Consider the following 24,239-nt stretch of genomic DNA (forward strand, 5'->3'; position numbering starts at 1 on the left):
CCCCACTTCCCGGGTGAGGTGGGCCTACTCGTCTGCGCGTTCCGTGGGAAGAATCCGGACGCCCCGTGCTCGGTGGTGATTGGTCACCACCGAGCACGGGGCGTTGTCAGGGCCTCCGGTCTGCCGGTTCGGCTCGTCAGCCGCCGATCTGCTGTCGAATCCAGCCCAGGTTCGCCGCGATGCCGGTGTAGAGGGTGGTGGTGGCGCACTCGCCGCCGTTGTCGCCGGGGCCGTGGGTTTCGCCGACCAGGGTCCAGTTGCCCCGGGTGCCCACGACGGCCGGGCCGCCGGAGTCGCCGTGGCAGGCCGAGTGGGCGCGGTCGCCGGAGACGCAGATGTCGGTGGACGTGCCGCCACCGGCGGCGCACCGACTGGCGGGCAGCAGGGTCAGGTCGATCTCCTGCAGCGTGGTCGGCGTGTAGCAGGACGGCCAGCTCAGGCAGCCCCAGCCCAGCAGGCGCACCGCTCCGCCGGGGGCGGGGTTCGCGGTGGCCATCCGCACCGGCGCCTGGCGCGAGGCGGTGGACAGGTGCATCAGCGTCAGGTCGGTGCCCGCCCGGTTGACCCGCCGGTCGACGCGCAGCAGTTCACCGCCGGAGTTCTTGTTGGTCGAGCCCACCCGGGCCTGGCTCGCGCTGCCGCAGTGGGTGGCGGTGACGACCCACTGCGGGGCCACCAGGCTGCCGCCGCAGCCGTTGCTCAACGAGACCATCCAGGAGTAGGTCTCGGTCGCGTTGTGCCCGCCTATGACGTTCGGCTGCATCCCGCCCGACGGTTCGGTAGAGGCCGAGGCCGAGCCCGCGATCGAGAGCACCGCCGCACCGGCGACGGCCAGGGCTGCGAGGAATCTGCGCATGAGAGCCTTCCAATCGGCGTGGGAACGCCGTGCAGGGGATGGGCGAGGACGATTCGCGAAATGTCGGTCCAGTGGAGGTGAAATCATCCCGGGTGCTTTCGCCTCCTGAATATGCACCAGCTCGCGATCCGGGCACAAGGTCACCGATCCCATTGCCTGGGAAGGATTTTCCCAGTTGGCCCGGGTGTTCGTCGACCTTATGGCGCACGCTTATGGCTCGGACGGCGGTCGGATTGTCCGGTTCGATCGGCGACGTCGTCCACCCGACGAAAGTAGTGCCGACACGTGCTCCGGCGTCCACCGATGTGCTTGCCCCGGTTTGTCGAAACCAACTTTTCCGCATCACCTCGTCCGCGAATGCCATTCGCACCGGTCGCGCCGTCGTCGGCGGCGCCCCTCGACGCCGCCCTGCCGAACCGCCCGCCCGCGATTACTGTGCGGGCATGCCCGCTCCCGGCCGGTCGTCTCCCGCCCTGTGCCCGTGGTGCGCGCCGAGGGGGGACCGCTGAGGTGGCCGGTGTCGTGGTGGTGGGGGCGGGGATGGGTGGGCTGGCCGCGGCCGCGCGCCTGGCCGCGCTGGGACACCGGGTGACCGTGGTGGAGCAGGGCGACACCCACGGCGGCAAGCTGGGCACCCTGCACCGGGACGGGTACACCTTCGACACCGGCCCGTCGCTGCTGACCATGCCGCAGGTCTACCGCGACCTGTTCGCCGCGACCGGGGCGCCCCTCGACACCGTGGTGGACGTGGTGCCGGTGGACCCGGTGTGCCACTACCGCTTCGCCGACGGCACCGAGGTCGACCTGCCGCACGCAGAGGAGGACGTGCCCGCGGCCCTGGCGGCGGCGTTCGGCGAGCGGTCGGCCGCGCAGTGGCGCCGGGTCATGGCCGACGCCGCGCACCTGTGGGGCCTGGTGGGCGAGTCGGTGCTGCAGCGCCCCCTGGGCGGGCTGGGCGACCTGGTGCGCCGCTCGGCCGACCCGCGCGACCTGGCCGCGATCGCGCCGTGGCGGACGCTGCGCGCGCTCGGCCGCGCCCGGTTCGACGACCCCCGGCTGCGGGTGCTGCTGGACCGCTACGCCACCTACAGCGGGTCGGACCCGCGCCGGATTCCGGCCGTGCTGAGCGTGGTGCCCTACGTCGAGCAGCACTTCGGCGGCTGGTACGTGCGCGGTGGCCTGCGGGTGCTGGGCGACGCGCTGGCCGACCGGTGCCGCGAACTGGGGGTGCGGTTGCGCTTCAACGCCCCGGTGACCGGCATCGACGCCACCCCGACCGGGGTCAGCGGCGTGCGGCTGGGCGACGGGGAGCGGATCGCCGCGGACGTCGTCGTGTCCGATGTGGACGCCGAGGTGCTCTACCGCGACCTGCTGCCCGCCCGGTCGGCGCGCCGACCCCGGCGGGCGCTGCGGCGCGCGGTGCCCTCGCTGTCCGGGTTCGTGCTGCTGCTCGCCCTGCGCGGGCGCACCCCCGGTCCGCGCCACCACCACCGCGTGCTGTTCCCCGCGGACTACGACGCCGAGTTCGACGCGATCTTCGGCCGCGCGCCGCGACCCGTGCCCGACCCCGCGGTGTACGTCTGCTCACCCGACGACCCCGCCGTGGCGCCCGAGGGTGACGAGGCGTGGTTCGTCCTGGTCAACGCCCCGCGCCAGGGCCCGGTGGACTGGCGGGCGCCCGGGCTGGCCGACGACTACGCCGACCGGGTCCTGCGGGTGCTCGCCGAGCGCGGGCTGGACGTGCGCGACCGGGTGCGCTGGCGGGAGGTGCGCACCCCGGCCGACTGGGAGCGCGACACCGGCTCGGTGGGCGGTTCGATCTACGGCACGTCGTCCAACGGGCCGCGCGCCGCGCTGCTGCGCCCGCGCAACCGCGGCCCCGTGCCCGGCCTGTTCCTCGTCGGCGGGTCGGCCCACCCGGGTGGCGGCCTGCCGCTGGTGGCGATGTCGGCCGCCATCGTCGCCGGGCTCATCGGACCGGCCTGACCCGCCCGCCCACGGTCATCCGGCGGATGACGAGCGCGGCGCCGATGAGCTGCAGGTGGGCGGGATCGGCCGGGTCCAGCGCGGTCAGCGCGACGGCCTTGCGCACCCGGTAGTCCACGGTGTTCGGGTGCACGTGGAGCCGCACGGCCGTCTGCCGCCGGTTCAACCCGAGCCGCAGGTAGGTCTCCAGCGTGACGAGCAGGTCCGGGTGCTCGTCGAGCGGCGCGAGCAGGGCGCGCAGCGCGCCGCTCGCCGCGGTCGGCCTGGTCAGTTGGTACTCCAGGACGACGTCTGCCAGCCGGTAGAAGCCGGGGCCGCGGCCGAACACACTCGCCAGTTCCAGGATCTCGCCCCCCTGGCGGACGGCTTCGGCGACGCCCGGGGGTTCCGCGGCGACTCCGGCGGCGGTCACCTCGACGCCCGCGGCGCGGCTGAGCCCGTCGACGACCGCCTCCGCCGCGGACCAGTCCTCGCCCGCGAGCAGTGCCGTGCCGCCGGTCGTGTCGAGGAGCGAGAGCACCGGTTCCCCCACCGCCGCCGCCAGTTCCTGCTCGGCCCGGTGGACCTTGCGCTGCGCGGCCATCGTGGCGTCCACGCCGGGCTCCGTCTCGTCCTCGTGCGCGGCGAAGGCCAGGCGCAGCACCAGGTAGCGCGGGGCGAGCCGGACACCGGCGCGGCGCGCGGGTTCCTCCAGCGGGTCGCCGCGCAGCAACGCCGACACCAGAGTGTGGCGGCGCTGCTGCTCGCCGCTGTCCAGCCTGCGGCGCTCCTCCAGGTAGGCCGCCGCCGAGGCGGTGCCCGCGCCGTGGATGTAGCCGAGCACGAGTTCGGTGAACGCCAGGACGTGGTCAAGGTCCTCGGGTCGCGCGTCGGCGACCATCGCGCGCCAGGTTTCGAGCATCCCCATGCTGTACGCGCCCATGACACCGTCGAGCGCCATCCCCTCGCCCGCGCGCCGGGCGGCCGACACCGTGATCGGCCCGACCAGCTCCCCGGGCGACGGCGCCGCCCGGTCGCGCACCGACTCGGCGAAGATCCGCAGGTTCTCCTCGGTGACCGCGGCGATGGTGTCGAGCAGCTCCGCACTCGAAAGCCGCTGGTAGGCACCGATTTCCCGGCCGAACCGCTCCACCAGCCGCCGCGCCATGCGGCGCCGCTCGGCGAACAGCCTCTGGTAGAGCACCCGGCCGCCGATGGTCAGCGCCTCGTTGTCATCAGTCACAACTCCCGTCTACCACTGTTGGGTCGGGGGCCGGTGTCGCCGCGGGCCGGTCTTGGTGAGGATTGACAAGACAGGGAAATCCGATGGGGAGAACGAGAGGAAAATCCATGGGGGTCAAGACCAAACGGGTGCTGCGGGCACTCACCACCCTGGTGCTGGCACTGGCGTCGGTGACGTCGCTGTCGAGCCAGGCGTCGGCGGCGGGCGGGCGCGACGAGCGGGCCACGTTCGTCAACTTCTGGGGGCGGCTCGACTACGAGGTCCACCTGCCGCCGTCCCACCGGCCGGGCACGCCGCTGCCGGTGCTCGTCGCCCTGCACGGGTGCGACATGACCGGCTACGGGGACAACTCGATGAAGGCCATGACCCGGTTCAACGACCTCGCGGACGCCCGCGGGTTCATCGTCGTCTACCCGACGCAGAACCGGCTGTGGAACATCAACGGCTGCTGGAACGGGCTGCTGCCGGGCAACCAGAAGCGCGGCAGCGGGGAACCGTCGCTGCTGGCGGGCGCCACCCAGGCCGTCGTGGCGCGGTACGGCGCCGACGCCGAGCGGGTCTACGCCGTCGGGGCGTCCGCCGGTGCCGCGATGGCCGTGGTCCTCGGGGTCACCTACCCGGACGTCTACGCGGCGATCGGCAGCCTCGCCGGTGGCGAGTACGCCGCTGATCGGGTCATCCTGGGCGGTCGGGACAAGGTCAGCCCGGTCGACACCGCGAAACTCGCCTACGCCGAGATGGGCCCGCGGGCCCGGCAGGTGCCGACGTTCATCATGCAGGGCGACGCCGACACCACCGTCGAACCGGTCTTCGGCGACCGCCTGGTCACGCACTGGGCCGCCATCGACGACCTGGCCCGGGACGGCGTGCTCGACGGCGACGTCGACGACGTGGCCGACTCCCGGCAGCGCGTGGTGGAACCGGGCGCCTACCCGTACGTCAAAACGGGCTACACCGACGCGGGCACCGGCGAACTGCTGATCGAGAAGTACAGCGTCGAGGGCCTCGGACACCGGTGGCCCGGTGGCGGGGAAGGCGCCTACGCCGACCCGATCGGGCCGGACCTGAGCACCCTGGTGTGGGACTTCTTCAGCGGCCGCTCACTGCCGTAGTCCGACCGGTGTCGACCGGGGCAGGCGGCCGGTGACCCACGGGGGGTCTGGCCGCCTGCCCCCGCAGCCCGGGTGAAAAAACTCCCACCGGCCGGGTTCGGCGAATGGGCTCCGGTCGACGGTCCACCTGCGACGACGATCTTCGACAGGTGAAACTGTTCTCGCGGGGCAGGCAGGCCGCGGCGGAGCCGGTCACCGCACGGGACCAGGTGCTCGGGGCGTTGTGCCCACCGGTGCCCGCGGTGCCCTGCCGGCCGCGGTGCGCAGCCCGGTGGGCCTCTGGCTCACCGCAGTGGAAGCCTTGCTGCTCCAGGAGAATTCGCGGCCTCGACCGCCGACCCGCTGGTGCGCGGACCAGCCCACCGCCGCGCGGTCGCCGAACCGGCGGCGCGGGCGAACGAAGACCTCTGAGGCAGCACGACGAGTCCGCTGTCGGACGGCAACTCCCACCGGATCGCCACCTGCGGCAGCTCATGGCTCCGGACCGACTACGTCGGTGTTCGTCGTCACCCGCTGAGCCGCCCTCGGGGTCACCGGGTTCCGCGCCGCCGCCGGTCCAGGTCGGCGGCGGCGCGGAACCACGCCTCGCCCCACGGGCGCAGGCCCGAGGGCGGGACGCCGAGCGCCTGCACGATCCGGTCGAGCGCGTCGACCGGGGGGAACGCCCGCCCGCTGACGTAGGTGTGCACGGTCGAGCGGGGCAGGCCCGCCCGCCGCGCGAGGGTGCTCAGGCCGACCCGCGCCTTGCCGGTGCCCCGGGCCGCCCGCCGCCGCAGCAGGTCGAGCTGTTCGACCAGCCCCGCCTCGTCGGTGACCCGGTCGGGGTCCGGGCACCACTGCTGTTCGAGCACCCCCATCAGCTCACGAGCACGCAGGTGGCGCGGTTCTGCCAGTTCACGCCGCCGAGCCGCAGGTCCGCGCTCTGGTCGACCCAGGTGCTGTGCGCCCCGCCGCGCGGGCAGTCCCGCGCGTCGTACACCATCACGTCGCACTGGCTGTAGGTGTGCACCGAACCGGCCCGGTTGTCCCAGCCCCACCCGGCCAGGTTGTAGAGCCCGTTCACGTCCCCGGTGGTGGCGGTGCAGTTCCCCAGCCGGTAGAAGGTGATGCAGGCGCCGGAGTACCCGGCGTTGTCGTAGAGGGTGTACTCGGCGACCGAGCCGGACACCCGCCCGACGGCCTGGCACGCCACCGCCGGGGCCTGCGCCGCCACCTGGGCCGACGCCGCCTGCGGCCCCACCGCCAGCGCCGCCGCGGCGGTCAACGCCACCCCGGCCACCTTCGCCACCCCGCGCGCCACCCTGTTCCCGATCATGTTCGGCTCCCTCGTCCGTTCGGCTTGCGCTGTGCGGCCATACTGGGGCGCGGGCACTGCGGATCGCTTGCGGCGTTTCCGCATTCCGCGGGTCAGGGGCGGTACGGGGGAGGTGGCGGCGTGTTGCGCCTGCTCGGGGAGGTGGCGGTCCACGCGGGCGGGCACCGGGTGGACCTGGGGCCCGCGAGGCAGCGGTGCCTCCTCGCCGCGCTCGCCCTCGACGCGGGCCGGGTGGTGCCGGTGGACCAGTTGGTCGAGCGGGTCTGGGCCGAGGACGTGCCCCGGCGCGGCCGGGCGACGCTGCACAGCTACCTGTCGCGGCTGCGGCAGGCGCTCGCGGGCGTGGACTGGCTCGAGATCGCCCGCAGACCCGGCGGCTACGCGCTCGTCACCACCGGGGCCCGCGCCGTCGACGTGGTCGCCTTCCGCGACCTGTGCGCGCGGGCCCGGTCCGAACCCGACCCCGCCGAAGCCGCCCGGCTGCTCACCGACGCGCTGGACCTGTGGCGCGGGGAGGCGCTGACCGGCCTGGACAGCGCGTGGGCCGCCGTCGAACGCGCCGGGCTCGACGAGGAGCGGATCGCGGCCCAGTGCGACCTGGTCGACGCGCGGTTGCGGACGGGCCACGGCGAACACCTGGTGGCCGAGCTGGCCACCAGGGTCGCCAACCGGCCCCTCGACGAGCGCGTCGCCGGTCAGTACATGCTCGCGCTGCACCAGGCCGGGCGCACCGCCGACGCGCTGGCGCACTACCGCCGGATTCGCGACCGGCTCGTCGAGGAGCTCGGCACCGAGCCGGGCACCCGGCTCCAGCAGTGGCACGGCACCCTGCTGGCCGCGGGCCGGGCCCCGACGATCCCGCCCGCCGCGCTGTGCCGCCAGTTGCCGCGCGCCCCCCGGCGGTTCGTCGGCCGCCACCGGGACTTGGCCCGGCTGGACGCCGCGCTGGCAGGCGTGGACCCCGGCGCACCGGTGGTCATCTCGGCCCTCACCGGCGCGGGCGGGATCGGCAAGACCTGGCTGGCCCTGCACTGGGCGCACCGGCACGCCGACCGCTTCCCCGACGGCCAACTGTTCGTCGACCTGCGCGGCTTCAGCCCCGAGGGGGCGCCCCTGCCCGCGGCGGCCGCCGTCCGCGGTTTCCTCGACGCGTTCGGCGTGGAGCCCGCGCGCATCCCGGTCGACCCGCACGCGGCGGCCACCCTGTTCCGGGGGCTGGTCGCGGGCAAGCGGGTGCTGGTGGTGCTGGACAACGCGGCGGACAGCGCCCAGGTCGCGCCGCTGCTGCCCGACAGCGACCGCTGCACGGTCCTGATCACCAGCCGCACCGTCCTCACCGGCCTGCTCACCCGGCACGGCGCGGGTCACCTGCCGCTGGACGTGCTCTCGGCCGGTGAGGCGCGGGCACTTCTCGCCGACCGGATCGGCACCGACCGGGCGACGGCGGAGGCCGAGGGGCTGGACCGGCTCGTCGAGCTGTGCGGCGGCTTCCCGCTGGCGCTGAGCCTGGTCGCCGCCCACGCGCTGACCCGGCCGCGGCTCACGCTGGTGGGCTTGGCCGCCGCGCTGGGCGACCTCGGGCTCGAAGCGCTCGCCGACACCGACCCGGCCGCCAACCTCCGGGCGGTGCTCTCGCTGTCGCTCACGGTGCTCACCCCCGAGCAGGCCACCGCCTACGCGCTGCTGGGCACCGCGCCGGGCCGCGACATCGGCCTGCCCGCCGCCGCGAGCCTGCTCGGCCTGCCCGAGACCGCCGCGGCGGCGGTGCTGCGCGCCCTGGAACAGGCGTCGCTGCTCACCGGCTCGGACACCGGGCGCCACCGGATGCACGACCTGATCCGGCTGCACGCGGGCGAGACCGCCCAGGACCTGCCCGCCGACGTCGTCACCGCCGCGCTGGACCGGTTGACCGACTTCTACCTGCACACGGCGCGCAACGCCGACGCCGTCTTCAACCCCGACCGCCCCTCGCTGGACCTGGCCCCACCGGTGGCGGGCTGCGCCCCGCTCACCGCCGAGGACGACGCCGCGGCCACGCGCTGGTTCAGCGCCGAGCGCGACAACCTGCTCGCCACCCAGCGGGCGGCGGCGGACCGGCAGCTCCACCGGGTCACCTGGGGCCTGGCGGGCGCGCTGGAGACCTACCTGCGCAGGCGCGGCCACCTCCGCGACCGGCTCGCCGTGTGGACGGCCGCGGTGGACGCCGTGGCCCACCTGTCCGACCCGACCGCGCACGTGCGCGCCCACCGGCTGCTCGGCCGCGCGCACGCCGACCTCGGGCAGCACGACGAGGCGGGCCGCTGCCTGCGGGCCGCGCTGGCGCTGGCCGAGCACCACGACGACGACCTCAACCAGGCCCACACCCACCGGACCCTCGCCTCCGCCGCGATGTCCAGGGGGGACAGCCACCAGGCCCGCGACCACGCCGAGCACGCGCTGCGCATCTGCCGCACCCTCGGCGACCCGCTGTGGGAGGCGGGGGCGCTCAACGCGGTCGGCTGGTACGCCGCGATATCCGGCGACCTCGCCGCGGGGCGCGAGCACTGCCGGGAGGCCTACGACCTGTTCCTGCGCCACGACAACACCGAGGGGCAGGCGACCACCCTGGACAGCCTCGGCTACATCGCCCACCACAGCGGCAGGCACGCCGACTCGGTCGACCACTACCTGACCGCGCTCGCCCTCCTGCGCGAAATCGGCTCCGCGGCGGAGGAAGCGGACACCCTCGACCGGCTCGGCCACGCCCACGCGGCACTCGGGCAGCACGATCGAGCGCGTGCGGCCTGGCAGAGCGCGCTGGGCAGGTACGAGGAGCAGGGCCGCGAGGGCAACGCGCGCGAACTGCGGGCACTGCTCCACTCCGCCCGAGTGGACACGCCTGCGGAGGGGGCGGGCGGGTAGACCGCAGGCGCGCCGCCGCAGAGGTGCGCGCCACTCGAACGAGTGAATCCTCTTCGGTCGGCGGCCATCGCCCGGGAAAGCGGACGGTTCTGTCGGTGGTCTGGGGCATCCTGGTTTTCAGGTCGACCGGGGGAGTGAGATGTCCGCAACCGTCGAATGGCAGGCACAGCACCGAAAACGGCTGCCGGTGGTCGCGCTCGCCGTGCTGGCGGTCGTGCTGCTGCCCGCGTGGACCGCGGCCGTGTCCACCGCGGACAGGGCACCCGCCTACGACCACAGCCGGGCGAAGGCGACCCGTGCGGCGGTCCTCGCCGATCCCTCCGCCACCGAGGTCGCCGTCAAGTTCCGCGCCGACCGCGCCGTGCGCGTCCGGGACCGGCGGCCGGTGGCCCAGGACGCGCGGGACGCCTCGGCCGTGCGGACCGTGCTGAGCAGGCACCCCGGCGCGTCGATGCGCCCGATGACACCGCTCCCGGAAGACGTCGTCACCGGGGAACGCCTCCGGCTGGAGCAGCGCGCCGACCGAGAGCTGCCCGACCTCAACTCGTGGTTCACCATCACCGCGCCCGGCGGCGCCGGGGCGCTGGTGGCCGACCTCAACGCCCTGCCCGCGGTCGAGATCGCCTACACCCCACTGCCACCGCGGTCACCCGCGGCCGACCCGTTCCGCCCGAACCAGGTCTACCGCAACACCGTCGGCGCGACCGCGGGCACCGGGATCGGCGCGGACGCGGCCAACGCGCGGCCCGGGGGCGGGGGCGAGAACGTCACGGTGACCGACATCGAGGCCGGGCACGCGGACCGGGTCGCCGTCCGCCCCGGCGCGATCGCGGCCGGGCGGACCCACGCGCTGGCGGTGATCAGCGACGCCGACGTGCCCTCGGCCGACCGCACGGTCCGCGCCTGGGGGGCCAACGGGAGCGGCCAGCTCGGCACCGGCACGACAGCGGGCAGCTCGGTGTTCACGCAGGTCCCGGGGCTCGCGGGCGTCGAATCGGTGGCGGCGGGCACCGACTTCTCCGTCGCGCTCACGACCGACGGCACGGTGTGGACCTGGGGGGCCAACGACCTCGGCCAGCTCGGCCTCGGCGACACGACGGCCAGGCAGGCGCCCGTGCCGGTCCCCGGGCTCGCAGGCGTCAGGAGCATCAGCGCGGACGACGCCCACGTGCTCGCCGTCCGCTCCGACGGCACGGTCCGCGCCTGGGGCGACAACTCCCACGGCCAGCTCGGCGCACCGCCCGCCGGGGTGCCGTTCAGCACGACCCCGATCGCGGTCGACGACCTCTCCGGCGTCTCGACCCGGCCGGGCGGGGTCGCCGCGGGCCGCGACCACTCGGTGGCGCTGCTGGACGACGGCACCGTGCGCGCCTGGGGTGCCAACGACAGCGGCCAACTCGGCGACGGCTCCACCGCGGGCAGCGCCACACCGGTCGCGGTGACGGACCTGGGCGCCGTCGCCCAGGTCGGCGCGGGCGGCGGGCACAGCGTCGCGCGGCTGCTCGACGGAACGCTGGTGGCCTGGGGCGACAACTCCCACGGCCAGGTCGGTGACGGGACCACCACCACGCGCCTCACCCCGGTCCGGGTCGACGACCTCGACTCGGCCACGGACGTGGCCGCGGGCGACCAGCACACCGTCGCCGTCACCGAGGGCGGCGCGCTGTGGGCGTGGGGCGCGAACGGCAGCGGCCAGCTCGGCACCGGCGGCACGGCGGACGCGTCCTCCCCGTCCGAGGTGCGGTCCCCGCCCGGCGACACGGCCACCCGGTCGCTGGTGGGCGCGGGCACGGCGTTCAGCCTGGCCGTCGGCGCTGACGGCGCGCTGTGGGGCTGGGGGACCAACGGCAGCGGTCAGCTCGGCGACGGGAGCACCACCGGCAGCCCGGTGCAGAAGCGCGCGGCGAGCCTGCGCAACCTGTGGAACACCTGCCACGAGGACCTGGCCGACCGCCCCGCGCCGGTGCGCTTGCAGACGATGGTCTCCTCGCCGTGCACCCCCGCGGGCGTGCACGGCACCGCGGTCATCGGGATCGTGGCGGCCCAGGCGGACAACGGCCTCGGCGTCGCCGGAATCCTGCCGCGGGCGCGGTTGCAGCTCGCCAGCGGCGCCGAACCCGGCTCGATGACCCTCGCCAGGCAGCACTCCGAGCCCGGCGACGTGATCCTCGTCGAGATCTCGTCCTACGACCGCGAGACCGGCGGCTGGTACCCGTGGGAGGTCGACCCGGCGGTCTACGACGAGGTCGTCCTGGCCACCGCGGCGGGCATCACCGTCGTGGAGGCCGCGGGCAACGGCGGCAACGACCTCGACGACCCCGACGACCCACTGGCCCGCACCGTCATGGACCGCCCGGACTCCGGTGCCATCGTCGTCGGGGCCGGAGAGCCGCCCGACATCCCCGGCACGGCCGAGTGCGTGCCCGGCAGGCCCGCCGAGCGCACCTCGATGCCCTTCTCGACCCACGGGTCGCGCGTTGACCTCCAGGCGTACGGCAGGTGCGTCGCCACCCTCGGCGGCGGTCTCGACCCGCTCCAGGACCTGACCCCGACCGAGACCGACCCGAACCGGGTGTACTGGAGCAACATGAACGGCACCTCGGGCGCCTGCCCCATCGTGGTCGGCGCGGTGGGTGTGGTGCAGAGCATCGCCCAGGAGTCCGGACCCCCGCTGACGCCGGTGCGGGTCCGCCAACTCCTCAAGGCCACCGGCGCCGCGCAACCGGCCGCCGACCCGCGCCACATCGGCCCCCAACCGAACCTGGAGGCCGCCATCGCCGCCCTCCGATGAATGTCCACGCTGGACGAGACCGGTGCGTCATGTGAAAAGAACTCCGAAACCGGGATGAAATCGATCTTGGGGAAGTTCGCGGTGTCGTCCAATCGTCGATGAAACCCCCCGATCGTGGTATCGGAAAATGAAAACATGTCCTTGTCTGCCTGGGATTGGGTGTGCGCGAACCGGGGTATCCCACTGCCACGGAACCGGCGGATGGAAAAGATCTCCTGCCGCCGGCTGGCTTCTCCACGGCACAGGAAAGGAACCTGCGATGTCCGAAGCCGACGTCATGCCCCTGCGCACCGCCTTGGCCAAGGTTCGTGTCGCGAAACCGCAGGACAAGCCGAAGGCGGCGTCGGACGCGGGCAGGCTCGCGATCGACGTGGTGCGGGAAATCGACGACAGGCGGATCGCCAAGCAGTTCGTCGACCTGTTCGAACACGACCTCCGGGAGGTCGTCGAGGAGGACGGGATCGCGGAAGCACCCAGGGCTTCCGCCTGACCCCAGTGGTGCGCCCGGCGGTATCCGGAACTCCGGTTCGTGCGGGGTTCCACCGAATGGAGTTCGGGCAGCGGCTCCGGTGTTCGCCATTGCGGAGCGGAAAGTTCTTCGTCACGACGTCACCGGCTGTTCAGTTGCCGTCGCGGGCGAGGTTGTCGAGGCGGCGCAGTTCCGCGCGCAGGCTGTGCGGGGCGGTTTCGAGCAGTTGTCGGATCGTCTCCCCGGCGAGCGGGGCGTAGCGGAGCACGTCCTCCGCTGTGCGCTCCAGTTTCAGCAGTTCCAGCAGCGCGGGCACGTGGTCCTGGCGGCAGGCCCGCGCGTGGGCCACCGCCAGGTAGAGGTCGGCCTGTTCGTCGGCCGGGTGCTGGTTGTCCACCCTGATCTTCTCGGCGAGGTCGACGGCGAGGTCGACGTGACCGAGGCGGATCATCGAGCGCACCTCGCCGATCTGCGCGGAGACCGGGCCGAACACCGGGTGGCCCGTCAGGACCTGCCGCTCGGCCAGCTTCTCCGCCCCCCGCAGCATTTCCTGGCAGGTGGTCACGTCGTTGGCCTGGGCCGCGGCTTCGGCTGCCAGCAGGTGCAGGGCGCCTTCTGCGGCGTAGCGCTGCCGGGCGGGCACCGGGGCGCAGGCGAGCGCTTCCAGCGAGGCGAGCGCCAAGCGCTGGGCGTCGGCGGCGAAGCCGAGGCCGAGCAGGGAGCGGGCCGCGCCGTGCCCGCCGACGCCGGTCAGGACGGCGTCCTCGGCAGGCAGGGTGAGCGCCAGGCACTGCGCCGCCGCGACGTGGGCGAGCCAGTGCTCGTTGGCGTGGCTGAGCACCGCGCGCGCCAGTTGCAGGGCCTGCACGTGGGCCCGCCGGGCGCCGGGCAGCTCGCGCGGCTGCTTCCCGGCGCACCACGTCATGGCTTCGCGCGTCCCGTTCAGCAGCGAGGCGACGTCGTGCGCGATCGCCCCCAGGTTCCGGCCCGGCGCGTGCCACCGCGACCAGACACCGGCGACCCGGCGGTCGAGCACGGGCACCCTGGGCGGCCCCGGGACCCGCGATCCTCCCTCCCGCACGCCGAGGAGCGAGCGCCAGAGCAGGTGGACGAAGTCCTGGCGCCCGGCCGGTCGGGCGTCGAGGTCGAGACCGGTCGGCAGGTCGACCAGTTCCGACCAGCTCTCCACCCGCAGCGCCTCGGCGATGCGACCCAGCACCTCCAGGCTGTCCAACGGGCGCATTCCCTTTTCGATCTGCCTGAGCCATTCCTGGCTCCGCCCGATCAAACCGGCCAGTGTTCTCCTGGACAGTCCTTTCGACCGGCGACGCTGCTCGATCTTCCTGCCGTCAGGCACAACGCGCATGGGAATGGGCCATCCCTCTACGGCGAGTGGGCGAGTTCGGTCGGAAAATCATCATCCGCTGATCCGATGGTGCGGGCTAGCGCCTAACGGGTGTGATCCTCGACTTAGGGTTTGCCTCACCTCGCGCTCGAACCGCGTAAGAAGAACCCGGTGAAGTATGAGGTGGTGACAAGTGCGGGCTTCCGATTGGGAATCTGTAACTCACCTCACAACTCCCGCGCTGATGTGCGGGCGCGGATCAATGCGCCCGCGGGACCGCCGGGTACTTTTCCGGTGCCCGGCCGCGTTCCCGTCCGGGGTCAGCCCGCCTGCCACAGCGCCGGGTCGTGGCGCAGGATCTCGGTCATCCGCCTGCGCAGTGCGGGTGAGGGCTCCAAGCCCAGTTCCCGCGAGATGCGCTCGCGGTGGCCGTGGAACGCCTGGACGGCTTCGACCTGCCGCCCGCAGCGGTACAGGGCGACCATGAGCTGCTCGTGGAACTTCTCCCGGAACGGGAAGACCATGGTCAGCTCGCGCAGCTCGGCGACGACGTCCTGGTGCCTGCCGCTGGTCAGCGCCGTGTCGACCAGTGCCTCGAACAACGCCATCCGCGACTCCTGGAGCCGGGCGCGGGCCAGGTGGCCGCGCAGCCCCAGTTCCAACCCCTCGAAGGGTTCGCCGCGCCACAGCCGCAGGGCGGCCCTGGCCAGTTCCGGCACCTCGCCCGCGGCGGTGCGCCGCCGCCGGTGGGCGGTCGCGGCCAACCCCTCGTAGTCCTCGACGTCGAGACCGACGCCGGTCATCCGGAGCCGGTAGCCGCCCTGCTCGGCCGCGATGTCGATGCGATCACCGACGCCCCAGCGGGCCAGGTCCCCGCGCAGCCTGCTGACGTGCGCGTGCAACGAGCCCACCGCCCCCGCCGGGGGGTCGCTCGGCCACACCTCGTCGACCAGGCACTCCCGGGAGACGAGGTCGCCCGCGTTGACCACCAGCACCACGAGCACCCTGGCCCGCAGGGACGACCGCACGACGACCTCCCGCCGCCCGGTTCCGATCACCATCGGGCCAAGACACCGGACCTGCATGCACATCCTCCTCCGCCTGCCCCACCCGACCTCATCCTGACGCGGGCCCGCCCGGTGGTGAGCCAGCACCGCAGCGGTGGCCGGCGGCAATTGGACGTGAAACAAGTTCCCAACAGCGCGGGTGTTCCATCACCGACAGTCGCCGGTTCCGCTCGCATATTCCCCCGCTCCCCCAGGTGAGCGGACGCCTGTCACCGAACGTGCCTGTCGGTGGGATGTCAGCGGGCGCGTCCGGAATTCGTCGGCCCGTCGTCGGAGCCGTTCCCTAGCGTCAAGCACGACCTCGACCGGTGATCCGCGCGTTCGGGGAGCCCCCGGCCACCCGGGCGGCCCCAGGACGCGACCGAGAGCGAAGGGACCCGACCGGGTATGAGCAGGGATTCGACGCCACCCCCGCCCGCGCACCACCGCTCGGGCCGCGGGCACCCCGTGGTGCTGATCCACGGCCTCGGCGGGACGTGGCCGATCTGGCGCCCCGTCCTGCGGTTGATCGAGGAGCACTGCGACGTCCTGGCGCCGACGACGGCGGGGCACTGGGGAGCCCGGTGGCACGGCCCGGTGCGATCGCCGATGCCGGAGGTCATGGCCGACGAGGTGGAGGCCTGGATGGACCTGGCCGGGTTCCGGCAGGCGCACGTCGTGGGCCACTCCCTGGGGTCGTGGGTGGCGCTGGAACTCGCCCGCCGCGGCCGGGCGCTGTCCACGACCGTCCTGTGCCCACCGGTGGCGTGGCGGCACGCCTGGCACCGGGCGCGGCTGATCGCGCAGCTCAGCTCGATCTTCCTGGCCGCCCACCTGACGATCCCGTACGCGCCGTTCCTGATGCGGTGGGCGCCCGTGCGCCACACCGTGTTCCGCTCGGTGGTGGAACGGGTGGACACCCTGTCCGCGGACGACGCGGTGGAGGTGCTGCGCGGGTTCGTCCGCGCCGACGCGTACTGGCCCGCCATGCGGGGGCTGGTCGGGTCGGCGGGCGTGCGCCCGGTCGACGGCCGCGCCCACGACGTCCACGCCGCCTGGGCGCTGGAAGACCGGATGGCGCCCGCGGCGGTCTACGCGAAGCCGCTGGTCGACCGGGTCGGGGTCATGACGCACAGCGTCATCCCGAGGAGCGGTCACCTGGCCCTGTGGGAGAACCCGCACGCCGTCGCCGAGCTGATCCTGGACCGCGTCGGCGCGGTGTCGCGGCGACCGCCACCGGTCCGCGAACGATGACCCCGCTGCCCGACCCCACCGGGAGCCCGGTCGGTGCCGGGCCCGCCGCGTTCACAACCCCACTGGCCGAAGGAGCGGACGTGCACAGCCACCACAGCAGGAAAGTCGCCGACAGCGGGAAAGTAGTCGACAGCAGGGTGTTCGTCGACGAGGTCCCCCCGGGCGCCGACTCCGGGATGACCGGCATGGAGGCGGTCATGTGGCGCACGGGGCGCGAGCCCCTGCTGCGCTCGCCCATCGTGCTGGTGCACGTGCTCGACTCGGCGCCCGACTGGTCCCGCCTGGTCGAGGAGTGGACCAGGCTGACCGTCCAGGTCCCCCGGTTGCGGGAACGGGTGGTCGAGCCCGCGGGTGGGATCGGCACCCCGCGCTGGGCACCCGACCCGCACTTCGAGTTCGACCACCACCTGCACCGGGTCCGGCTGCCCGCCCCCGGCGACCTCAGGCAGCTACTGGACCTGGCCCAGCTCATGGAGCGCACCCCGTTCGACCCCTCCCGCCCGCTGTGGGAGGCGGTGCTCGTCGAGGGGCTCGACGGCGACCGGGCCGGGTTCCTCCTCAAGCTGCACCACAGCAGCATGGACGGTCTGAGCGTGCAGCGGATGATGTCGCTGGCCTTCGGCCGCGCACCGGACGAGCGACCGGGACCGGGACGGCTGCGGGTGCTCGAACCGCTGGACGGCGAGGACCGCGAGCGGCACGGCCTGCTGGGGCGCTCGGCGGCCGTGCTGGGCGAGGGTCGCAGGCTGGTCGGGCGGGTGCTGCGGCAACCGTTCGGCACTCTCCTGCACGCGCAGCGGCTGGTCGATTCGGCGTTCCGCGTCCTGCTCCCCGGCCTGGGCGATACCTCCCCGCTACTGGCCCGGCGGAGCACCTCCCGGCGGTTCGACGTGTTGGAGGTCCCCCTGGACGTGATGCGGGAGACCGCTTCGCGCCACGGGGTGTCGGTCAACGACGTGTTCGTCGCCACGGTGCTCGGCGGGATACGGCGCTACCACGAGGGGCACGGCGTCACCCTCGACACGCTCCCCGTCGCGATCCCCATCGCGATGGAGAACGGTGCCCGCTCCAGCGGGAACAGCTTCACCGTCGGCCGGTTCCCCGCCCCGGTGGGGGAAACCGACAACGCCCGCCGGATGCGCGTGGTGAGCGACCTGATCGCCTCCGCCCGCGCCGAGGAGGCGGCGGCGGCCCCGGTGCACCTGGCCGAACTGCTCGTTCCTCTTCCCACCCCGGCCGTCATCCCGCTGTTCCGCCGCGTGGCAGGCGCTCACGACGTGCAGCTCAGCAGCATGAAGGCGTTCACCGAGCCGGTGTACCTCGCCGGTGCGCGGGTCCAGCGGCTGTACCCGTTCGGCCCGCTCCCCGGGGGCGCGATCTCGGTGACGATGGTCTGGTTCGACGGGAACTGCTGCATCGGGGTCAACCTCGACCCCGCGTCCGTCGCCGAGGCCGGGATGCTCGTCCGCTGCCTGGAAGTGGAGTTCGAGGCGGTGGTCGACGCGGTGCGCAGGGCCGGGCGGTGACCCCACCACCGGCGTGACCGGTTCCCGTCCTCCCCGGCCGAGACCCGGAACGACCCAGACCGATACGAGAGGTGCGGTGTGATGGCACAGTTCGACACAGGTGGGCGCACTCGCTGGGGGCGCTTCGCCGGAACCCTCGGGGCGGGACTGGCCGGGGCGGCGGTGCTGGTGCTCGGCATGGCCCAGGGCGCTGTCGCGGCGTCCTTCGCGGTGTCCGGCGTCAGCTTCAAGGTGAGCGCCGACAAGCTCGTGGGCGACGGGTTCGTCCAGCTCGTCGGGGTGGACCAGGGGTCGGGCGCGGCGCACCCGGTCGCGGTGAGCGGGTTCCGCGGCGCGGTGCTGGACAACTTCTGCCAGTCGGTGCTGCTGCGCTCGGTCCCCGTCGTCGGGGACATCACCCTGGTCATGGTCTCCGCGGGCCCGGGCGGGATGGCCGCCACCGACCTGGTCATCGGCGTAGCCGGGCTCAGCGGCGACCTCACCCTGGTCAGCCCGCAACTCGGCGTCGACGCGGCCCGCCTGGACAGGGGGCCGGTCAAGGGCAACCCCGGCAGCTTCGGCCTCCAGGCCGACCGGGCCACGATCGTGGGACTGCGCCAGACGTCCTGGAGCACCAGCGCGCAGACGATCCGGCTGAAGAACATCGACCTCTCGTTGCGCAGGGGTGACCAGGGATGCTTCTGACCGGCGCGTGGACCCCGACCCTGGCGGGCCTGCGCCCGGCGGCCCGCCGCTGGGCCGCGGCGGCGGGCGGGCAGCGCAGGGTGTTCGCCCGCTGGCGGCGGGGCCGCCCCTTCCGCGCGGGGGTGTTCCTGCTGCTGTCGGCGGTGGCCATCGCGGTACCGCCGTACGCCACCTTCCGCCTGGGCGACGCCGTGATCTCCATCAGGACCCTCGGCGGTGTCTCGGCGCTGCTGATCGGCGCCCTCATGGCGATCTGCGGCCTGTCGCTGTGGGTGCGACCGCAGTACCGGATCGCCGCGGGCACCACGGCGGCCCTGCTCTCGCTCGTCGCGCTGGTGACCAGCAACCTGGGCGGGTTCCTGGTCGGCACCCTCAGCGGCCTCATCGGCAGCGCTCTCGCCCTGGCCTGGACCGACCGACCACGAGCGGGGCAGGGGGCAGCCGGGCAGCGGTGGTGGCGGTCGGTGCCCGGCGCACCGGGGGAACACTGAGATCCACCTCCGTGCGAGCGGGCGGAGAGCCCCGGTGGGCCGGTGTCGCATCTGGACCCCGCGAACGGTGGCCCGCCTGGACCGGGTGCGTGCCCACCGGAACGTGTCGCGGGCACGACCACCACCGCCACCGAGCCGCGTCACAGTGTGCTGCGGCACAGCGCGGTATCGACTACGGTCAGTGCGTCAGGCCCTTGCCTGTGGTGTGCCGGGAAGCCTGGTCGGCGCCTGGATGACCGCACCCCTGGAGGCGCCCGTGGCCGACGAGAACCCCATGCCCGACCCCGCTCCGCAGCGCCCGCCCGGTGCCACGGCCCGCGCGCTCGACCGGCGGTCCTGGCCGGAAGCCAGCCGCGCCGCCGACATCCTCCGCAAGGAGACCGTCGGCGGCGTGCTGCTGCTCATCGGTGCGCTCGTCGCCCTGGTCTGGGCGAACTCCGCGTGGGCCGACTCCTACACCGCCCTGCGCGAGCTGCGGGTGGGGCCCGCGGCCTGGCACCTGGACCTGTCCCTGGGGACGTGGGCGGCGGACGGGCTGCTGGCGATCTTCTTCTTCGTCGCCGGGCTGGAGCTCAAGCGCGAGTTCGTCTCTGGTGACCTGCGCGACCCGCGCCGGGCGATCGTGCCGGTGGCCGCCGCGGTCGGCGGCGTCATCGTCCCCGCCGTCGTCTACGCCCTGGTCAACATCGGGAACCCGGGGGCGCTCGGCGGCTGGGCGATCCCGACCGCCACCGACATCGCGTTCGCGCTGGCCGTGCTCGCGGTCATCGGGCACAGCCTGCCCTCGGCGCTGCGCACCTTCCTGCTCACCCTCGCCGTCGTCGACGACCTGATCGCGATCGTCATCATCGCCGTGTTCTACACCGACGACCTGTCGATCGGGCCGCTGCTGCTCGCCCTCGTCCCGCTCGCGGCGTTCACCGCGGCGGTGCAGCGGCGCATCCGCTCCTGGTGGCTGCTGCTGCCGCTGGCCGCCGCGACCTGGGCCCTGGTGCACGCCTCCGGGGTGCACGCCACGGTGTCCGGGGTGCTGCTCGGGTTCGCGGTGCCGGTCATCCGCCGCCGCGCCGGGGAGGGCCCCGGGCTGGCCGAGCACTTCGAGCACCGCCTGCGCCCGGTGTCGGCGGGCCTGGCGGTGCCGGTGTTCGCGTTCTTCGCCGCCGGGGTCACCGTCGGCGGGGTGAGCGGGCTGGTGTCGGCGGTGACCGACCCGGTCGCCCTCGGCGTCATCCTGGGGCTGGTCGGGGGCAAGGCGGTGGGCATCACCCTGGCCACCTACGCGGCGGTGCGCTTCACCCGCGCCGAACTCGACAGCGACCTGCGGTGGCTCGACGTGGTCGCGGTCGCGGTGCTCGGCGGCATCGGGTTCACCGTGTCCCTGCTCATCGGGGAACTCGCCTTCGGGCTGGGCACCCCGCGCGACGACGTCGCCAAGATCGCCGTGCTGACGGGGTCGGTGGTGGCCGCGGTCTTCGCCACGGTGCTGCTGCGCCTGCGGGTGCGGGCGCACCGCCGGATCTGCGAACAGGAATCCGTCGACGCCGACCACGACGGCGTACCCGACGTCTACCAGCGCGGCGACTGACCCGGGTTCCGTTCAGGCGCCCAACCACCGGTAGTGCAACCGTGGTCGGCCGACAGTCCCGTAGTACGGGACGCGGTCAGCGCTGCCCGCCAGGACCATGTACTCCAGGTAGCGGCGGGCGGTGACGCGGGACAGCCCCACCCGCGCGGCCAGGTCGACCGCGGTCAGGCCACCCCCGCCCGCCGCCCGCAGCGACCCGCGCACGGTGTCGAGGGTGCTGCCGCTGATGCCACCCGGGGGAGCGGGCGGGGTGCGCGGCACCGCCATCGCCCGGTCCACGTCCTCCTGGCCGTCGAACCCGCCCGCCGCCGCGCGGTACTGCGCGTACCGGACCAGGCGGTGGCGCAGGTGCTCGCCGGTGAGCGGTTTGAGCAGGTAGTGCAGCACACCGAGGGAGACGCAGGCGCGCAGCCCGGCGGGGTCGGGGGTGTCGGCGACCGCGATCACGTCGACGTCCAGGCCGGTCGCGCGCAGCCACCGGAGCAGGTGCACGCCCGACCCGTCCGGCAGGCGCGGGTCGAGCAGGACCAGGTCCACCCGCCGGTGCACGAGCGCGCGCCGGGCCGCGGAGGCGGTGTGGGTGGTGGTCACGACGGTGAAGCCGGGCAGGCCCTCGACCTGGCCGCGGTGGGTGCCCGCCGCGGTGCGGTCACCGTCCACGACCAGCACCCGGAGGGGGGCCGCAAGGTCAAGTATGTAGTTCGACATTGTCGTACACGATACCCAATAGGTCGACAATGTCGAACCGGGTGTTGATTTAAGGAAGCCGGTCTGCGTACAGTCGGAACACGGCGGACGACAACGAGGAGAACGCCCGGCCACCCCGGTGGGTGTCGGTGTCCACGCCGGACACATGTACCCCCTGGTGGCGTGTGTTTCCCCTGTAGGTGCCACTCGACGTAGAGGAACACCGATGTCCTTCACCACGCGCAAATCCCTGGTCACCCTCGCCTCCGCCATCGCGCTGAGCGCCGGTGCCCTGACCGTCGCGACCGGGGCGGAAGCGGCACCCGTCGCCGTCGCTCCCGCCGCCGTGCCCGTCCACGGTGTCGATCCCACGGACGCGAACCTGCGCCAGCCGGTCGGTGACCTGGCCTTCAGCCAGGTCACCATCGCGGATTCGCAGACCCCCGGCTTCGGCGCGGCCACCATCTACTACCCCGACGACACCACCCACGGCACCTACGGCGGCGTGGCCGTCGTGCCCGGCTACACCTCACCGCAGAGCGCCGTCGCCTGGCTCGGCCCGCGCCTGGCCTCCCGCGGCTTCGTCGTGATCACCATCGCCACCAACAGCATCTACGACCAGCCGACCACCCGGGGCCGGGAACTGCTGTCCGCACTGGACTACCTGACCACGTCGTCCCCGGCCGCGGTCCGGCAGCGGTTGGACCCGCAGCGGCTCGCCGTCATGGGGCACTCGATGGGCGGCGGCGGCGCGCTGTACGCCGTCTCCCAGCGGACCACCATCAAGGCCGCCGTCCCGCTGGCACCGTACAACCAGGACAAGACCTGGCAGACGGTCAAGACCCCGACCATGCTCATGGCGGGCAGTGCCGACAACGTCGCAAGCATCGGCACCTTCTCCCGCCCGTTCTACCGGAGCATGACCGGGGCCCGCGAACGCGCCCTGGTCAACGTCCAAGGCGCCGACCACGGCACCTTCGTCCGCGAGAACGCCACGATCGGCAAGTACGCCACCGCCTGGCTCAAGCGCTTCGTCGACGAGGACACCCGCTACGACCAGTTCCTCTGCCCCGCCCCCACCGGAGACGGGCTGACCGAGTACACCGCCTCCTGCCCCAACGCCTGATCCCGGCGCCCTGCTGACCGTCAAGCCGAAGCGGGCCTGATCCACAGGTCCCGGTTGCCCGCGATCACCACCCTGCCGTCGCGCAGGGTGGTGATCGCGGTGGCGGGTTGCTGGGCGCAGCCGAGGGAACCGCGGGCCCAGTCGGTGGTGGTCCGGGTCCAGACGGTGGAGCAGTACGTCTGGTTCTGCTCCGGCACGTGCGGCAGGTAGGTCCTGCCGAGCAGGACGGGCAGGCCGCGGGCGTCGACGGTGGCGGCGACGATCCCGCCCTCGCCGAGGGCGGCGGTGTCGTCGAGGCGCCAGTCGCCCGGCGTCCCGGAGATGAGCACGGGCCGGTTCGGGCCGCGCTCGGCCTCGGCGGAGCCGTAGAGCAGCCAGCGGTCACCCACCGGCAGCACACCCTCGACGTTGGTGGACTTCGGCAGGTCGTCGAGGTGCTCGACGGTCCAGGTGCGCCCGGCGTCGGTCGAGGACCAGATGCTCAGCGGCGACCCGAAGGTGACGGCGACGACGGTCGAACCCGCCGCCGTGACAGACCACGGCAGGTCGGTCGCGTGGGTGCTCGCCGGGTCGCGCGGCAACGGGACCCCCGCCACCGTCGCGCCGTCATCGGTGGAAACCCACGCGATCGGGCTGCTCGCGGGCTCTTCCGCCGTCCCCACGGCCACGAGCGTGCCACCCGCGCGCGCCAGACCGGTGACCCGCTGGACGTTGCCCGGCTTCGCCAACCGCACGACCTCGCCGGTGCGGTCGAGGCGCGCGAACTGCCCGCTCTCGTACACCCCGATCACCGAATCCGCAGGCCCGGCCACGACGGAGGTGGCCGCGAGCCCGCCACCAGGCCAGCCGCGCCCGCGCTCTCCCGCGAAGTCCCCGCCGCCCGCCGACCCGTCGGGTGCGGGGCGGATGTCCAACCGGGCGCACCCGGCGTCCGGCAGCCAGTTGGCGCTGACGTTCCGGTAGCCGTTGGCGTAGGTCCCGACACCGACGACGCAGTCGCCGACCGGAACCAGGTCCCGCAGACCGACGTTCTCCGGCACCCAGTCGCCGTGCGCCCAGGGCGCCTGCACGGCCCCCGGGTGCGGCGCGAACCCGAGCGGCGCCGACTCCTCCGCCTTGCCGCACCCCACCAGCACGATGGCGAGCAGAGCCGCCAGAACTCCCCCAGTCCTGTTCACCGCTCCACTGTGCCACAGGGGTTCGGGCGGTGTCCCCGCTCGCCGCGCACCGGCTTCAAGCGGCCGGGGCGGAGCGGTGCCTGCCGAGGTCCAGGGAAAGCCAGACCACGGTCGTGCCGACGACGGCGTGGAGGGCGCTGGTGAGCGGGGAGTCGGGGAGCGGGGCCAGGAGGGCGAACAGGGGGAATGCCCCGGTGTAGAGCCAAGAGGCGGCAGTGGGCGCGGTCCTGGAGCGGATGAGGAAGGCGCCGAAGAGAACGCTGCCGACGGCGAAGAGGGCGGCGCTGGCGAACAGGGCCGGGCGGGTCGGGCCTTCGAGGAGGGTCTGCAAGGCCGGTTGGGGCAGGTGGAACAGGGCCAGGTTGAGGGTGAAGGCCGAGGCGCCGAAGAGGCCGAGGCCGATCAGGTTGGTGGCGAAGGCGGTGAGGGCGAAGCGGTCGCGGGGGTGGGCGTGGCGGAGGTAGAGGGCGATCAGGAAGGGGAAGGCGAGGGCAGGGGACACGCCGACGAGGGTGCTGGTGGGGGCTGTCTCGCCGGTGAACCCCTCGATCGCCCCCGGCACTCCGATGAGCGCACCCGCGGCGATGCCGCTCGCGCGGCCGAAGCGGAACAGGCCCGGGGGGACGGTGGTGCCGGTGGTCGGGGTGGTCAGAGTGGCCATGGTG

The 24,239-nt window shown here is 73.7% G+C and carries 20 protein-coding genes; 11 read left to right on the forward strand and 9 right to left on the reverse strand.

Annotated features, from left to right (window positions below):
• Positions 1-136 precede the first annotated feature (136 nt).
• On the reverse strand, positions 137-856 hold the full coding sequence (locus DFQ13_RS12815; RefSeq protein WP_110079953.1) for a S1 family peptidase: 720 nt from the start codon (positions 854-856) through the stop codon (positions 137-139).
• A 510-nt stretch (positions 857-1,366) separates the two neighbouring features.
• Here DFQ13_RS12815 and DFQ13_RS12820 point away from each other — a divergent pair.
• Positions 1,367-2,842 (forward strand): phytoene desaturase family protein, encoded by a 1,476-nt coding sequence (locus tag DFQ13_RS12820; protein WP_110079954.1) that lies wholly within the window; start codon positions 1,367-1,369, stop codon positions 2,840-2,842.
• On the opposite strand, the gene DFQ13_RS12825 is transcribed toward DFQ13_RS12820, so the two are convergent.
• A complete protein-coding gene (locus tag DFQ13_RS12825; protein ID WP_110079955.1) occupies positions 2,826-4,064 on the reverse strand; it encodes a PucR family transcriptional regulator in 1,239 nt (412 codons plus the stop codon). The two genes, DFQ13_RS12820 and DFQ13_RS12825, sit on opposite strands and share 17 nt — an antisense overlap.
• A 107-nt stretch (positions 4,065-4,171) precedes the next feature.
• Here DFQ13_RS12825 and DFQ13_RS12830 point away from each other — a divergent pair, with 107 nt between their 5' ends.
• Complete coding sequence (locus tag DFQ13_RS12830) at positions 4,172-5,176, forward strand: extracellular catalytic domain type 1 short-chain-length polyhydroxyalkanoate depolymerase (protein WP_181399951.1); 1,005 nt, start codon at positions 4,172-4,174, stop codon at positions 5,174-5,176.
• 530 nt (positions 5,177-5,706) lie between these two features.
• On the opposite strand, the gene DFQ13_RS12835 is transcribed toward DFQ13_RS12830, so the two are convergent.
• Both DFQ13_RS12835 and DFQ13_RS12840 read right to left on the reverse strand, forming a co-directional pair.
• Positions 5,707-6,033 (reverse strand): helix-turn-helix domain-containing protein, encoded by a 327-nt coding sequence (locus DFQ13_RS12835; protein ID WP_110079957.1) that lies wholly within the window; start codon positions 6,031-6,033, stop codon positions 5,707-5,709.
• Positions 6,033-6,491 (reverse strand): hypothetical protein, encoded by a 459-nt coding sequence (locus DFQ13_RS12840; RefSeq protein WP_110079958.1) that lies wholly within the window; start codon positions 6,489-6,491, stop codon positions 6,033-6,035. The genes DFQ13_RS12835 and DFQ13_RS12840 overlap by 1 nt, the downstream gene beginning before the upstream one ends.
• Before the next feature lie 120 nt (positions 6,492-6,611).
• Between DFQ13_RS12840 and DFQ13_RS12845 the strand changes: the two genes are divergently transcribed.
• The 3 genes from DFQ13_RS12845 to DFQ13_RS12855 all read left to right on the forward strand — a co-directional run bounded on the left by DFQ13_RS12845 (position 6,612) and on the right by DFQ13_RS12855 (position 12,673).
• Positions 6,612-9,392: an AfsR/SARP family transcriptional regulator gene (locus DFQ13_RS12845; RefSeq protein ID WP_110079959.1), complete on the forward strand. Its 2,781-nt coding sequence runs from the start codon at positions 6,612-6,614 to the stop codon at positions 9,390-9,392.
• Between the two features lie 139 nt (positions 9,393-9,531).
• A complete protein-coding gene (locus DFQ13_RS12850) occupies positions 9,532-12,183 on the forward strand; it encodes an RCC1 domain-containing protein (RefSeq protein WP_146241209.1) in 2,652 nt (883 codons plus the stop codon).
• 259 nt (positions 12,184-12,442) lie between these two features.
• Positions 12,443-12,673 (forward strand): hypothetical protein, encoded by a 231-nt coding sequence (locus DFQ13_RS12855; RefSeq protein ID WP_035282651.1) that lies wholly within the window; start codon positions 12,443-12,445, stop codon positions 12,671-12,673.
• A gap of 130 nt (positions 12,674-12,803) precedes the next feature.
• Here DFQ13_RS12855 and DFQ13_RS12860 read toward each other — a convergent pair whose 3' ends face one another.
• Together DFQ13_RS12860 and DFQ13_RS12865 are read right to left on the reverse strand one after the other, a co-directional pair.
• The gene (locus DFQ13_RS12860) at positions 12,804-14,018 is read right to left on the reverse strand and encodes a helix-turn-helix domain-containing protein (RefSeq protein ID WP_084175555.1); all 1,215 of its coding nucleotides are present in this window, start codon (positions 14,016-14,018) and stop codon (positions 12,804-12,806) included.
• A 299-nt stretch (positions 14,019-14,317) separates the two neighbouring features.
• The gene (locus tag DFQ13_RS12865; protein WP_052021162.1) at positions 14,318-15,058 is read right to left on the reverse strand and encodes an AfsR/SARP family transcriptional regulator; all 741 of its coding nucleotides are present in this window, start codon (positions 15,056-15,058) and stop codon (positions 14,318-14,320) included.
• A 393-nt stretch (positions 15,059-15,451) separates the two neighbouring features.
• Between DFQ13_RS12865 and DFQ13_RS12870 the strand changes: the two genes are divergently transcribed.
• The 5 genes from DFQ13_RS12870 (at position 15,452) to nhaA (ending at position 20,583) form a co-directional block, all read left to right on the forward strand.
• On the forward strand, positions 15,452-16,297 hold the full coding sequence (locus tag DFQ13_RS12870) for an alpha/beta fold hydrolase (RefSeq protein WP_052021161.1): 846 nt from the start codon (positions 15,452-15,454) through the stop codon (positions 16,295-16,297).
• 80 nt (positions 16,298-16,377) lie between these two features.
• Positions 16,378-17,823 carry a wax ester/triacylglycerol synthase domain-containing protein gene (locus DFQ13_RS12875; RefSeq protein WP_181399952.1) on the forward strand — a complete coding sequence of 482 codons (1,446 nt, stop codon included), beginning with the start codon at positions 16,378-16,380 and terminating at the stop codon, positions 17,821-17,823.
• 81 nt (positions 17,824-17,904) lie between these two features.
• Complete coding sequence (locus DFQ13_RS12880) at positions 17,905-18,507, forward strand: DUF6230 family protein (protein WP_110079961.1); 603 nt, start codon at positions 17,905-17,907, stop codon at positions 18,505-18,507.
• Complete coding sequence (locus tag DFQ13_RS12885; protein ID WP_110079962.1) at positions 18,498-18,998, forward strand: DUF6114 domain-containing protein; 501 nt, start codon at positions 18,498-18,500, stop codon at positions 18,996-18,998. Before DFQ13_RS12880 ends, DFQ13_RS12885 begins: the two co-directional genes overlap by 10 nt.
• Before the next feature lie 274 nt (positions 18,999-19,272).
• Positions 19,273-20,583, forward strand: coding sequence for a Na+/H+ antiporter NhaA (gene nhaA, locus DFQ13_RS12890; RefSeq protein ID WP_110080153.1), 1,311 nt, complete (start codon positions 19,273-19,275; stop codon positions 20,581-20,583).
• Positions 20,584-20,595: 12 nt separating this feature from the next.
• Here the strand turns inward: nhaA and DFQ13_RS12895 are convergent, their stop codons facing one another.
• Entirely contained in the window at positions 20,596-21,291 is a 696-nt protein-coding gene (locus DFQ13_RS12895; protein WP_110079963.1) for a response regulator, read from the reverse strand.
• Between the two features lie 205 nt (positions 21,292-21,496).
• Between DFQ13_RS12895 and DFQ13_RS12900 the strand changes: the two genes are divergently transcribed.
• Positions 21,497-22,396 (forward strand): alpha/beta hydrolase family protein, encoded by a 900-nt coding sequence (locus DFQ13_RS12900; RefSeq protein WP_110079964.1) that lies wholly within the window; start codon positions 21,497-21,499, stop codon positions 22,394-22,396.
• Positions 22,397-22,416: 20 nt separating this feature from the next.
• Here the strand turns inward: DFQ13_RS12900 and DFQ13_RS12905 are convergent, their stop codons facing one another.
• A complete protein-coding gene (locus DFQ13_RS12905) occupies positions 22,417-23,574 on the reverse strand; it encodes a hypothetical protein (RefSeq protein ID WP_146241210.1) in 1,158 nt (385 codons plus the stop codon).
• Positions 23,575-23,629: 55 nt separating this feature from the next.
• Entirely contained in the window at positions 23,630-24,235 is a 606-nt protein-coding gene (locus DFQ13_RS12910; protein ID WP_110079966.1) for a hypothetical protein, read from the reverse strand.
• Between the last annotated feature and the right edge of the window lie 4 nt (positions 24,236-24,239).

It is taken from the genome of Actinokineospora spheciospongiae, assembly GCF_003182415.1.
Lineage (GTDB): Bacteria > Actinomycetota > Actinomycetes > Mycobacteriales > Pseudonocardiaceae > Actinokineospora > Actinokineospora spheciospongiae.